The organism is Ruegeria sp. HKCCD6604 (genome assembly GCF_013110635.1).
Taxonomy (GTDB): domain Bacteria; phylum Pseudomonadota; class Alphaproteobacteria; order Rhodobacterales; family Rhodobacteraceae; genus Ruegeria.
Genome location: NZ_WVQW01000006.1, coordinates 187677 through 200119 on the forward strand (window position 1 = coordinate 187677; position 12443 = coordinate 200119).

General features: G+C 61.7%; 10 protein-coding genes. 7 read left to right on the forward strand and 3 right to left on the reverse strand.

What is annotated here, in order from left to right:
* The first annotated feature begins 17 nt into the window (after positions 1–17).
* The 5 genes from ptsP to GS614_RS15295 all read left to right on the forward strand — a co-directional run bounded on the left by ptsP (position 18) and on the right by GS614_RS15295 (position 7542).
* Complete coding sequence (gene ptsP, locus GS614_RS15275) at positions 18–2261, forward strand: phosphoenolpyruvate--protein phosphotransferase (protein ID WP_171205660.1); 2244 nt, start codon at positions 18–20, stop codon at positions 2259–2261.
* A gap of 149 nt (positions 2262–2410) precedes the next feature.
* Positions 2411–3856, forward strand: a complete 1446-nt coding sequence (gene zwf / locus GS614_RS15280; RefSeq protein WP_171170799.1) for a glucose-6-phosphate dehydrogenase — start codon at positions 2411–2413, stop codon at positions 3854–3856.
* Positions 3857–3858: 2 nt separating this feature from the next.
* On the forward strand, positions 3859–5664 hold the full coding sequence (gene edd, locus GS614_RS15285) for a phosphogluconate dehydratase (protein ID WP_216601184.1): 1806 nt from the start codon (positions 3859–3861) through the stop codon (positions 5662–5664).
* Between the two features lie 3 nt (positions 5665–5667).
* Positions 5668–6300: a bifunctional 4-hydroxy-2-oxoglutarate aldolase/2-dehydro-3-deoxy-phosphogluconate aldolase gene (locus GS614_RS15290; protein ID WP_171726712.1), complete on the forward strand. Its 633-nt coding sequence runs from the start codon at positions 5668–5670 to the stop codon at positions 6298–6300.
* A 51-nt stretch (positions 6301–6351) separates the two neighbouring features.
* Positions 6352–7542, forward strand: coding sequence for an alanine--glyoxylate aminotransferase family protein (locus tag GS614_RS15295; protein WP_171726713.1), 1191 nt, complete (start codon positions 6352–6354; stop codon positions 7540–7542).
* Positions 7543–7672: 130 nt separating this feature from the next.
* Here GS614_RS15295 and GS614_RS15300 read toward each other — a convergent pair whose 3' ends face one another.
* Complete coding sequence (locus GS614_RS15300; protein WP_171726714.1) at positions 7673–8782, reverse strand: pyridoxal phosphate-dependent aminotransferase; 1110 nt, start codon at positions 8780–8782, stop codon at positions 7673–7675.
* A 70-nt stretch (positions 8783–8852) separates the two neighbouring features.
* On the opposite strand from GS614_RS15300, the gene GS614_RS15305 reads away from it, so the two are divergent.
* Both GS614_RS15305 and GS614_RS15310 read left to right on the forward strand, forming a co-directional pair.
* Positions 8853–9941 (forward strand): SMP-30/gluconolactonase/LRE family protein, encoded by a 1089-nt coding sequence (locus GS614_RS15305; protein ID WP_253285387.1) that lies wholly within the window; start codon positions 8853–8855, stop codon positions 9939–9941.
* 66 nt (positions 9942–10007) lie between these two features.
* A complete protein-coding gene (locus GS614_RS15310) occupies positions 10008–10790 on the forward strand; it encodes a crotonase/enoyl-CoA hydratase family protein (protein WP_171726716.1) in 783 nt (260 codons plus the stop codon).
* On the opposite strand, the gene GS614_RS15315 is transcribed toward GS614_RS15310, so the two are convergent.
* Both GS614_RS15315 and GS614_RS15320 read right to left on the reverse strand, forming a co-directional pair.
* A complete protein-coding gene (locus GS614_RS15315) occupies positions 10791–11123 on the reverse strand; it encodes a DUF1992 domain-containing protein (protein WP_171726717.1) in 333 nt (110 codons plus the stop codon).
* 40 nt (positions 11124–11163) lie between these two features.
* Entirely contained in the window at positions 11164–12327 is a 1164-nt protein-coding gene (locus tag GS614_RS15320; RefSeq protein ID WP_171726718.1) for a benzoate/H(+) symporter BenE family transporter, read from the reverse strand.
* Positions 12328–12443 lie beyond the last annotated feature (116 nt).

The following is a 12443-nucleotide window of genomic DNA, read 5'->3' on the forward strand; positions in this document are numbered from 1 at the left end:
ACTAAATCGGTTGGGCCATGGCGGACGGCACGGAAACAGAATCCCGCAAGCTGCTGCGGCGGTTGCGCGAAGAAATGGCGAGCGAAGCCGCCGGTCAGGAACGTCTTGACCGGATCACGCACCTGATTGCCGACAGTATCAGGGCCGAGGTGTGTTCCATCTACCTGTTTCGCGATGAAGACACGCTGGAGCTTTGCGCGACCGAGGGGCTGTCTCCGGAAGCGGTCCATAAAACCCGGATGCGCATGGGCGAAGGTCTTGTGGGGCGGGTCGCCAAGTTCGGCAAGGTCGTCAACACCGCCGACGCGCCGTCGGCCAAGGGCTTTCGTTACATGCCGGAAACCGGCGAGGAACGATTTTCCTCGTTCCTTGGTGTGCCGGTTCAACGCCTTGGGGAAAAGCTGGGCGTTCTGGTCGTCCAGTCCCGCGAGGCGCGCGAGTTTTCCGCCGATGAGGTCTATGCGCTGGAAGTAGTGGCCATGGTGCTCGCCGAAATGGCCGAGCTTGGCGCCTTTGTCGGCGAAGGCGCGGCCCTGTCACCTCTGCACCAGCAATCGGTTCTGCTGCGCGGCGGCCCGGCGCAGGAAGGGTCTGCCGAAGGGCATGTCTGGCTGCACGAACCCCGCGTGGTGGTTACCAACCCCATTGCCGAAGACCCGCACAAAGAGCGCGAACGTCTGGTCGAAGCGGTGGAGGAACTGCGCGTCGGCGTCGACAAGATGCTCGAAATTTCGCAGGGCGGCGACAAGGAACAGCTGAAGGTTCTGGAAGCTTACCGCATGTTTGCCAATTCCAAAGGCTGGATGCGGCGGATGGAGGAAGACATAGCCCTGGGTCTCAGCGCCGAAGCTGCGGTCGAAAAAGAACAATCTCAGGCCCGGGCGCGCATGGGGCAGGTCACCGATCCGTACTTGCGTGAACGTCTTGCGGATCTGGACGATCTCAGCAATCGCCTGCTGCGCATCCTGACCGGGCAAGGCAAGACGGACAGTGCTGATCTGCCACCCGATCCGATCCTGATCGCGCGCAATATCGGCCCCGGCGACTTGCTGGAATACGGACGGGCGCTGAAGGGGATCGTGCTTGAAGAAGGCTCTGTCGGCAGTCATGCCACGATTGTTGCGCGGGCGCTTGCGATTCCTTTGGTCGTGCATGTAGGCCGGATCACCACCGAGGCCCTGAACGGAGATCACATTCTGGTGGATGGTGATCAAGGTGTTGTGCATCTGCGCCCGGAAGACAGCGTGGTCAGTGCCTTCCGCGACAAGATCGCGATGCAGGCAAAGGCGCAGGAACGTTATGCGTCGATCCGCGAAACACCCTGCGTGACGCGGGACGGATCGCGGATTAACCTTGTGATGAATGCAGGTCTGATGGCCGACCTGCCATCGCTTGGCACCTCGGGCGCCGAGGGCGTTGGCCTGTTCCGCACTGAACTGCAATTCCTGATCCGCAACCAGATGCCGAAACGGTCAGAACTGGTCAGCCAGTATCAGCGCGTTCTGGACGCGGCTGGTGGCAAAAGGGTGGTATTCCGCACACTCGATATCGGGTCGGACAAGGTTCTGCCCTATATGAAGCACGTGGCGGAACCAAACCCGGCGCTGGGCTGGCGCGCCATTCGGGTCGGTCTGGACAAGCGCGGCGTGATGCGGATGCAGTTGCAGGCCCTGCTGCGCGCGGCCAATGGTCGACCGCTGACCATCATGTTCCCTTTTGTCGCGCAGGCCGAGGAATATCGCGAAGCCCGCTGGGAAGTGAACAAAACCATCGAGCGGGAAAAGCGATTGGGTCATGTGTTGCCCGAGATGCTTGAAGTTGGCGCGATGCTGGAAACGCCGTCGCTGGCCTTTGCGCCGCAGAAGTTCTTTGACGAAGTGGACTTCATTTCGATTGGCGGGAACGATCTAAAGCAATTCTTCTTTGCCGCTGACCGTGAGAACGAACTGGTCCGGCGCCGCTATGACACGCTGAATGTCAGCTTCCTGAGCCTGATGGAACGCATCGTCGAACGCTGCGATATCTCGGACACGCCGCTCAGCTTCTGTGGTGAAGATGCAGGCCGCCCGGTCGAGGCCTTGTGCCTTGCGGCGATGGGGATACGGACACTGTCGATGCGGCCTGCCTCGATCGGCCCGGTCAAAAGCCTGCTGTTGCGGTCCAATCTGGCGGAGGTTCGCAAAATCATCGCTGACGCGCGCCACCGCGGAGAGCAATCGGTGCGTCCTGCGGTCATGGACTGGCTGCGCCATCAGACCTGATGCGCTAAACGGCACGGTTTCTTCAAACTGTGCTTGATTTTTCATGGGCGGCTTTCTAATAGACAGGCAGTGTTAGCGATAACATGTCAGGTTTTGCGCGGAATCACGCCGTGCTAAGCTAATATCGGCAAATTCAGAAGGAGCCTGTGATGGTTTCACGCGTAATTCCGGTAGAGCCATTTGATCTGGTGCTTTTCGGTGCGACCGGCGATCTGGCGCAGCGTAAAATCCTGCCGGGCCTGTACCATCGCTTTGAGGTCGGCCAAATGCCCGACGGCGCGCGGATCATCGGTACGGCACGCTCTGATATCGACAATGACGGGTTTCGCGATCAGGTCCGCAAATCGATGGAACAGTTCGCGCCCGGTTTTTCCCGGGAAACATTGGATCAGTTTCTTGCCCATGTCGAATATGTGCCCGTGGATGCGCTGGGCGAGGCCGGGTGGTCCGATCTGAAAGAACGGATGCGCGAAGACGTCGTGCGGGCCTTTTATTTATCCGTTGGTCCAAGCCTTTTTTCGGGTATAGCGCAGCGGCTGCATGACGCCGGTCTTGCGACACCGGACAGCCGCATTGTCGTCGAAAAACCATTTGGGCACGATCTTGCCTCGGCGAAGGCGCTGAACGAAGGCTTGCGTGCCTGTTTCGAAGAACATCAGATTTACCGGATCGACCATTATCTGGGCAAAGAGACCGTGCAGAACCTGATGGCGCTGCGCTTTGCCAACTCGCTGTTCGAACCCCTCTGGAATTCGACCCATATCGACCACGTGCAGATCACGGTGGCCGAGACCGTAAGCGTCGAAGGGCGCGGGGCCTATTACGATCAGTCCGGCGCAATGCGGGACATGGTCCAGAACCATCTGGTTCAGTTGCTGTGTCTGACCGCAATGGAACCGCCGTCGAAATTCTCACCCAACGCGGTGCGCGACGAAAAGGTCAAGGTGATCGAAGCGCTCGAGCCCGTGGCCCAGTCTGACATCGCGCGCGGTCAGTACCGGGCCGAAAAGGGCGAGGGCGGTTATGTCGATCATGTCGGCAACCCCGCCAGCCGAACCGAAAGCTTCATCGCCCTCAAGGTTCATATCGGCAACTGGCGTTGGGCAGGTGTGCCGTTCTATCTGCGCACTGGCAAGCGTCTGCGCGCGCGGGAATCCGAAATCGCGGTGTTCTTCCGCGATCCGCCGCACACGATTTTTCCCAATGTCGGCCCTCTGCACGGAAACGTTCTGGTGATCCGGTTGCAGCCTGACGAAGGCATCACCCTGCGCACCACGATCAAGGATCCGGGGCCGGGGGGCTTCCGGCTGTCGGATGTTGCGTTGGACATGAGTTTTGCCGATGCGCTTGGGGCCGAAGCGCAAGCCCCCGACGCTTATGAGCGGCTGATCATGGATGTCATCCGTGGCGATCAGACACTGTTCATGCGTGGGGACGAGGCCGAGGCCGCCTGGGCCTGGGTCGACCCCATCATTCAGGGCTGGGAGCAGCGCGGAGACCGCCCATCCCGGTACGATCAGGGCAGTTCAGGCCCCGAAGAAGCATTGATGCTGATGCATCGCGATGGGCGCCGCTGGCGTCAGATCGGAGGGTAATCATGGTTCACTCAGTCATTTCCGATGTCACCAAACGGATCATCGACCGCAGCGCCGATCTGCGCGGCCCACATCTTGAACGGATGGAGCAGGCCAGATCCAAGGGTCCTGCCCGTGCGCATCTGTCCTGTAGCGGTCAGGCCCATGCCTATGCGGGCGCAGGCGAAGATCAGCAATCGATGGCCACCGGCACCGCCGGCAATCTGGGCATTGTCACCGCTTATAATGACATGCTTTCGGCCCATCAGCCGTTTGAACGTTATCCCGCCCTGATCCGCGACGCGATCCGCGCCGCCGGCGGAACGGCACAGGTGGCAGGCGGTGTGCCAGCCATGTGCGACGGTGTCACCCAGGGCGAAGCGGGGATGGAGCTGTCGCTGTTCTCGCGCGACGTCATCGCGCTGGCAACCGGTGTGGCGCTTAGCCACAACACCTATGACGCGGCTGTTTTTCTTGGGGTGTGTGACAAGATTGTGCCCGGCTTGATCATCGGCGCGCAGGCCTTTGGCCATCTGCCGGCCGTATTCCTGCCCGCAGGCCCGATGACCAGCGGCTTGCCGAACGACGAAAAAGCCAAGGTCCGACAGAAATTCGCCGCCGGGGAAGTGGGCCGCGAAGAGCTGATGAAGGCTGAAATGGCGGCCTATCACGGCCCCGGCACCTGTACCTTTTATGGCACCGCCAATACCAACCAGATGCTGATGGAGTTTATGGGGCTGCACCTGCCGGGTTCCAGCTTCGTCAATCCGAATACCCCGCTGCGTGACGCCCTGACCGAGGAAGGCGCGCGCCGTGCCCTGTCGCTCAGCGCGCTGGGCAACAGCTATACACCGGTCTGTCAGGTTCTCGATGAACGCGCTTTCGTCAATGGCATCGTCGGTCTGATGGCGACCGGTGGTTCAACCAATCTGCTGATCCACCTGATCGCCATGGCGCGCGCTGGTGGTATCGTGTTGGACTGGCAGGATTTTTCCGATATTTCCGCTGTGGTTCCGCTGGTTGCGCGGGTTTATCCCAACGGCCTGGCGGATGTGAACCATTACCACGCGGCCGGCGGACTTGGGTACACGATCGGTACATTGCTTGAACAAGGCTTGCTGCACCCGGACACGCTGACCGTCGCAGGGCAGGGGCTGCACAACTATACCAAGGAACCCAAACTGATCGATGGTGAGTTGATCTGGCAGGATGGTTCGGGACACAGCCTGAACGAAAAGATCCTGCGCCCGGCCAATGACCCGTTCCAGCCCACCGGGGGCCTGTCGCGCCTGACCGGTAATCTGGGCACCGGGGTCATGAAAGTATCAGCCGTCGCGCCAGAACATCAGGTCGTCGAAGCACCCGTGCGGGTGTTCCACGATCAGGATGAGGTAAAAGCCGCCTTCAAGGCCGGAGAGTTCACAGATGACGTCATCGTCGTGGTCCGCTTTCAGGGGCCAAAGGCCAATGGGATGCCTGAACTGCATTCTCTGACCCCGATACTGTCGATCCTGCAAGGCAGGGGGCAAAAGGTGGCGCTGGTCACAGATGGTCGCATGTCGGGTGCATCCGGCAAAGTACCCGCCGCCATCCATGTCTGCCCCGAGGCGCTGGACGGCGGGCCCATCGCCTACCTGCAAGACGGTGATATCCTGCGTGTCGACGCGGTCAACGGCGACCTGGAAATCCTGACCAAAGGGGTATTGGACCGGTCCCCCGCCACCGCCGACCTTTCTACCAATCAACACGGTGTCGGGCGCGATCTCTTCGCTGCGTTCCGGCAGAATGTCGGGTCCGCCGACACTGGCGCCAGCATATTTGGAGCGTAATAGATGTCCAAAACTCAACGCACCCGCGAAATCTGCGCCCTGGCGCCCATTGTTCCGGTGCTGGTTGTCGATGACGCCGCACAGGCCCGCCCGCTGGCCGAGGCGCTGATCGCCGGCGGCTTGCCCGCGCTTGAGGTGACCTTGCGCACCCCGGCGGCACTGGATGCGATCAAGGTCATGTCCGAGGTGCCCGGCGGCGTGGTCGGTGCAGGCACACTGGTCACGCCCGAAGATGTCCGCGATGCCAAACAAGCGGGTGCGCTTTTCGGCGTTTCCCCCGGTGCCACGGATGCCCTGATTGCGGCCTGCGAGGCCGAAGACCTGCCGCTGCTGCCCGGTGCCGCGACGGCAAGCGAGGCTATGGCGTTGCTGGAAAAGGGCTATGACATGCTGAAATTCTTCCCGGCCGAGGCGTCGGGCGGCGCGCCCGCGCTCAAGGCAATCGGCGCGCCGCTGCCCCAGATCAGCTTCTGTCCGACGGGTGGCGTGTCGCCTTCCAACGCCAGCGACTACCTGTCATTGCCCAACGTGATCTGCGCTGGTGGAAGCTGGGTCGCACCAAAGCAACTGGTCGAAAACGGCGATTGGGCCGGGATCGAGACACTTGCGCGCGAGGCGTCGAAGCTGGCGGATTGACGCCGCGCGGCCTCTCGGTAATGTGGGCGTCAATTCATACAGGTTGACCCCATGACACAGACAGTTTCCCTTTCCCAGGGGCGGACATATTTGGCCATTCCGGGCCCTTCGGTCATGCCGGACGCGGTTTTGCAAGCCATGCACCGTCCGTCGCCCAACATCTATGATGGCGAACTTATTGATATGATGCCCGGCCTGACGCGCGATCTGTGCCGGGTTGCCGGCACAAAGCACAACGTTGCCATCTATATCGCCAATGGCCACGGCACCTGGGAGGCGGCACTGTCCAACGTGATCGCCCCCGGCGAAACCGTTCTGGCCCCTGCCTCGGGCAGGTTCACCCATGGCTGGGCAGAAATGGCCGAAGGGATCGGGGCAAAGGTCCAATTGATCGATTTCGGTACCTCGTCAGCCTGGGATTTCGACCGGATCGCAGACGCGTTGCGTGCGGATCGAAACCACCAGATCAAGGTGGTTCTGGCGGTCCACGTGGATACATCCAGTTCGATCCGGAACGACATCCCGGCGCTGCGCAGGCTTCTGGACGACCTGCAACACCCGGCGCTGTTGATGGCAGACTGCATTGCCTCGTTGGGTTGTGACAGGTTCGAGATGGATGGCTGGGGCGTCGATGTCACAGTTGCCGCTTGCCAAAAAGGCCTGATGACCCCGGCGGGCATCGGCTTTGTTTTCTTCAACGAGAAAGCACAAACCAAACGGGCCACCATGCCGCGCGTTTCGCAATATTGGGACTGGCAGCCGCGCGCTAATCCAGATCTGTTCTATCAGTATTTCAACGGCACCGCGCCCACGCACCACCTCTATGGCCTGCGCGCCGCGCTTGATCTGATCCATGCAGAGGGGATCGAGCAGGTCTGGGCCCGCCATGAGCGCCTGGCCAATGCCATCTGGGCGGCCTGTGAGACCTGGGCCGAAGGCGGCATGTTGTACCTGAACGTTGCCGACCGTGCCTTTCGCAGCCACGCCGTCACGGCCCTGCGATTGACGGAAGGTCGTGGCACGGCCCTGCGTACGTTCACTGAAACCCGGTTGGGCCTGACATTGGGCATCGGCCTTGGGATGGAGGATTATGACAGCTGTTTCCGTCTCGGCCACATGGGGCATATCAACGGGCAGATGGTCATGGCGATTCTGGGCGGTGTGGAAACGGGCATGGCTTCACTTGACATATCGCGTGGCAAGGGGGCCCTCGAAGCCGCCGCCGCCGTGCTGGCGGCCTGACACCCTACGGGCGTCTCCGCAGTATCCGCCTCTTCATCTGGCCAAAAATATCCTCGGGGGGAATCGCGCCCTGGCGCGATGGGGGGCAGACAGCCCCCCTTTGCCGTCCGACTGGGCGCAAAGGGATCAATCAGCGCACCCGCGCGACCGCGAGCGCCTTGGGCAACGCGGCGGCAAACGCGTCCAGATCAGACGCCGGACCACAGCTTACCCGAATGCACCTGTTCTGCGGTGCCGCGAACGGCATTCGGACAAAAATCCCCTGCGCCACCAGGGCGCCCAGCACGGCCTTGGCAAAATCCCCGTCGCGCCCGCAGTCAATCGCCACGAAATTGGTGGCCGAAGGCAGGGCCGCCAATCCGTTTTCCCGGGCAATCGTACCGATCCGCGCGCGCGCCTCTGCGATCTGCGCCTGAACATGCTCCAGCCACGCGCCATCCTGCAAAGCCGTCAAAGCACCGGCCTGCGCGGCGCGGTTCATACCGAAATGGTTGCGCACCTTGTTGAAGGCCGCGATCAGATCCGTCGTGCCCATGGCATAGCCAACCCGCGCACCCGCCATGCCATAGACCTTCGAGAAGGTCCGCATCCGGATTACGCGCGGATTATCTATGCTGACAGGTGCCGCCGTCCCTTCGGGCGCACATTCCACATAGGCCTCATCCAGAACCAGAAGGCACCCATCAGGCAAGGCATCCATGGCAGCCACGATGTCCGCGCCGGAATGCCAGCTGCCCATCGGATTGTCCGGATTGGCCAGATAGACCAGCTTGGCACCAACCTCAGCTGCCTTGGCAAAAAGCGCCGAGGGGTCCTCGTGATCACCTGAATACGGCACTTTGTGAAGAATGCCGCCGAACCCGGCCACATGATAGTTGAAGGTCGGATAGGCCCCGTCCGAGGTGACAACCGCATCCCCGGGCCCGACGATCAGCCGCACCAGATAGCCCAGCAGCCCGTCAATACCTTCGCCCACGACGATATTTTCCGGCGATACGCCGTGATGGTCGGCCAAAGCATGGCGCAGGTCATGGTTTTCGGGGTCACCGTACATCCAGATCTCTGACGCGGCTTGCGCCATGGCCTCGATCGCGCGGGGCGAGGGGCCGAAAATGCTCTCATTGGCGCCCAGTCGGGCCACAAAGGACGCGCCGCGCTGGCGCTCTTGCGTTTCCGGGCCGACAAAGGGCACGGTGGCGGGCAGGGATTGGGCAAGCGGGGTGTATCGAGGTCCGGTCATGTCCGCAGATAACCCCAAGCCCGATCAATGAGCAAGCGCGCACAGGCGTTGGGCGTGCTGGAAAAGAAGTATGAATAAAGGAGCGCAGATGCGCATTCTCTCGATCGTTATTCTCCTGGGGCTCGCCTATCTTCTGATCTGGCCGGTCCCGGTAAAACCTGTCGCCGTCGAAATGCCGGAAGATGCCGGGTTTGTCGGGGATTTCGTTGAAAATACGGCACTGGACGCGGCGCAGCTGATCCGCCTGCCGGGTCAAGAGATCGGGCCCGAAGACATCGCCGTCATGCCAGATGGGGCGATCTACACAACCAGCCTGTCAGGTACCCTTTACCGCATCGACGGGGCGGAACCCGTCGAGGTTGACCAACTTGGTGGGCGTCCCCTGGGCCTCAAGGCCGGACCGGATGACGCGCTTTACATCGCTGACAGCTATCGGGGCGTGATGCGTTGGACCGGTCCGGGCACATTGGACACGCTGGTGGGCGACATCAACGGCGCCCCGGTGATCTACGCCAACCAGCTGGATCTGGCGCGGGATGGCACGGTCTACTTCTCGAATTCATCTGACCGCTTCGATCCTGAAACCATGGGCGGGACCAAACCGACCTCTGTCCTCACCATCTGGGAACAGTCCGATACGGGTTACGTCGCGCGTCGCACACCCGATGGCCGCACCGAGAAAATCGCCGAGGGCTTTGTCTATACTAACGGTGTCGCGCTTTCACCTGATGAGGATTTTCTGCTGATCGCGGAAACAGGTCGCGCGCGCGTGCACAAGCTGTGGCTGACTGGACAAAAAGCAGGGCAACAAGAGATCCTGTTGGAAAACCTGCCCGGCTATCCTGACAACCTCGAGGCTCAGGGTGACGGCACCTATTGGATGGCCTTCGCCAGCCCGCGGGTCCCGTCCGAGGCGCTGATGCCGTACCCGTTCCTGCGCAAGGTGATCTGGCGGTTGGGTCCGGCAGCACGCCCCGCGCCAATCCATCGCGGCATGATGGTGCAGTTTGATGGAGACGGTACGATCCTGCGCACGCTACAGGACCCGCACGGCCGCTTGGGCATCACGACCGGGGGCAAGATTGCGGGGGATCAGTTCTATGTCATGACCCTCGATTCCCCGTGGTTCGGACGAATGCCTGTCAGCGAAATGCCCTGACGTCGCAGTGGTATTCCGCACTCTGTCCGGGCATGTTTGCAACAATTGAATTTCGGGAGGTCCCCCATGTCACGCGTATCCGTTGCCTATCAAGACCACGTTGCCCATGTCACTCTGACCCGAGGCGACAAGATGAATGCGCTGGATGATGCAATGATCAAGGCGCTTCTGTCCGCCGGGCAAGAGGTCGCCGCATCGGATGCTCGTGCCGTGGTCCTGTCCGGTGAAGGCAAAAGCTTTTGCGCCGGGCTCGACATGGCAAGCTTTGCCAAGATGGCCCATATGGACCCCACGGAATGGCTGATGACCCGCAGCCACGAAGACGCCAACGAAATGCAGGAACTTGCCCTGATCTGGCGTCGCGTTCCGGTTCCGGTGATCTGCGCAATTCACGGTGTGGCCTATGGCGGTGGCCTGCAAATCGCGCTGGGCGCGGATATCCGTATCGCGCATCCCGAAGCGAAACTGGCCGTGATGGAGATGAAATGGGGCATCATCCCCGACATGGGTGGCATGGTTCTTCTGCCTCGGCTGGTCCGCTCGGACGTGCTGCGCCTGCTGACTTACACAGCCCGCCCGATCGGCGCACCGCAGGCGGCCGATTGGGGCCTTGTCACGCAGCTGTCCGGTGACCCGTTGACCGAGGCGCTTGCCATCGCCGAGAACATCGCCGGCCAAAGCCCTTCGGCCATCCGTGCCGCCAAGCGATTGATCGAAGTCGCCGAAACTCAGGCACGCGCAGACGTTCTGATGGCGGAATCCGCTGAACAGGTGGAATTGATCGGCAAGCCTGATCAAATGGAAGTGGTGATGGCGCAGATGCAGGGCCGCAAGCCTGAATTCAAATGATCACCGCATGAAGGCCCGCCGTGCGTCGCGGGCCATGTTGTAGCGCATTTCCAGATCGGCGATACGGGCCATTGCGGCCTTGCGCTCGGCGGGGTCCGTCAGGGTCGCATAGTCCTGCCGCGCTGTGTCGAGCTGCTTTTTGATGTCGAATTCTTCCGGCATTACGCCTGCCTGCGCCATGATCCGATGGCCGGCGGCGGTGGCCGGATCGCTCAATGCCTCGGATGACCGGTCAGGCAGTGGTTGGCCTTCGCCCTCGAGGCCCTGCAACTGACCCTCGGCCTGGGCTTTCTTGATCTGGCGCTCGACCAGTTTTCCCAACGCTCCAAACATGGCCTCTTCATACTTGCTTTGAAGTGCGGTTTGAACCCGTTTAGCGAAAGCGTAGTTTCACAAGATAGGCCATCCCGCCTGCCAGCAAGCCCCAGACCGCCGCACCAAGCCCGAACGCGGTGATCCCTGATGCAGTGATGGCAAAGGTCAGGATGGCCGCTTCGCGCTCGGCCGGAACTTCCAGCGCGGCGGATGTGGCATTGGCCATCACCCCGATCAGCGCAACACCGGTCAGCGTGCCCATCAACAGTGGATCGGCATGAATGGCGAACCCGGTAATCGCCACGGCGAACACCCCGAACAGGCAATAGAACAATCCACCCATCACGGCAGACCAATAGCGTTGCGCGGGGTCGGGGTGGCTGTCCTCGTTCGCGCACATCGCAGCGGTGATCGCCGCAAGGCAGGTGGCGGGGGCACCGAACGGAGAAGACAAGATGCTGGAAAAACCCACGGACGAGAACAGTTTGCCGGTCTGCGGCGCATAGCCAAAGCTGCGGATCACCGCGATGCCGGGGATGTTCTGGGTCGCCATCGTGACGATGAACAGCGGCACGGCAATCCCGATGACCGAAGCCACAGAGAAGCTGGGCGTGGTCCAGACCGGAGCCGCGACCCATTGTGTCGGCGTCAGCGACGCGTCCCCGGCGTTCAGAACGACGACGGCTGCCGCTGCCACGACCGCAGCCGGAACGGCAAACAGGCGGTTGATCCGGCCGGCGATGAACCATGTCAGAATTACGGGCAAGGCTTGCCATGGCAGGTCAACCGCTGCCTGAAAGGGCAATATGCAAAGCGGCAGCAAGACGCCCCCCAACATGGCCTGCGCCAGGGTCGTCGGTATAGCCGCAGCCATTCGCCCCAATGGTCGCCACAGCCCGGCCAACACGGTCAAAGCCCCTGCACAAAGGAACGCGCCTGTCGCTTCGGCAAACCCCAGCGCAGGTGTGGCGGAAACCGCCAGTAGGGCCGCACCCGGCGTGGACCAGGCCACGCTGATCGGCTGTCGGTACCACAGGCTCAGCACGATGGCGGTCAGGCCCATGGCGATCGCCGCCATCATCAATCCGGACGCCGCCTGCGCCGGGGACGCGCCCATCGCCGCCAACCCCTGCAAGACGATCGGGAAAGAGCTGAAAAAACCGACGATTGCCACAACCAGCCCGGTCGAGACTGTCTGGAGCGGTGGGGCATTGTGCGTCATGACGGCCTCGGAGAAATGTGTTCGCTGATTGCTAACAAGCAGGGGCAGGGTCGGGCAAGGCCCGAGCGTGCAAAAGAAAACCCCGCCGTTGTGGCCGCGGCGGGGTTCCGGATTTG

Excerpts from the sequence above, each read along its gene's own strand:
- GS614_RS15305 (WP_253285387.1), top strand. The coding sequence starts at position 8,853 with ATGAATAAAGGAGCGCAGATGCGCATTCTCTCGATCGTTATTCTCCTG.
- GS614_RS15300 (WP_171726714.1), bottom strand. The coding sequence starts at position 8,782 with ATGACCGGACCTCGATACACCCCGCTTGCCCAATCCCTGCCCGCCACC.
- zwf (WP_171170799.1), top strand. The coding sequence starts at position 2,411 with ATGGTTTCACGCGTAATTCCGGTAGAGCCATTTGATCTGGTGCTTTTC.
- edd (WP_216601184.1), top strand. The coding sequence starts at position 3,859 with ATGGTTCACTCAGTCATTTCCGATGTCACCAAACGGATCATCGACCGC.
- GS614_RS15310 (WP_171726716.1), top strand. The coding sequence starts at position 10,008 with ATGTCACGCGTATCCGTTGCCTATCAAGACCACGTTGCCCATGTCACT.
- GS614_RS15295 (WP_171726713.1), top strand. The coding sequence starts at position 6,352 with ATGACACAGACAGTTTCCCTTTCCCAGGGGCGGACATATTTGGCCATT.
- GS614_RS15290 (WP_171726712.1), top strand. The coding sequence starts at position 5,668 with ATGTCCAAAACTCAACGCACCCGCGAAATCTGCGCCCTGGCGCCCATT.
- ptsP (WP_171205660.1), top strand. The coding sequence starts at position 18 with ATGGCGGACGGCACGGAAACAGAATCCCGCAAGCTGCTGCGGCGGTTG.
- GS614_RS15320 (WP_171726718.1), bottom strand. The coding sequence starts at position 12,327 with ATGACGCACAATGCCCCACCGCTCCAGACAGTCTCGACCGGGCTGGTT.
- GS614_RS15315 (WP_171726717.1), bottom strand. The coding sequence starts at position 11,123 with ATGTTTGGAGCGTTGGGAAAACTGGTCGAGCGCCAGATCAAGAAAGCC.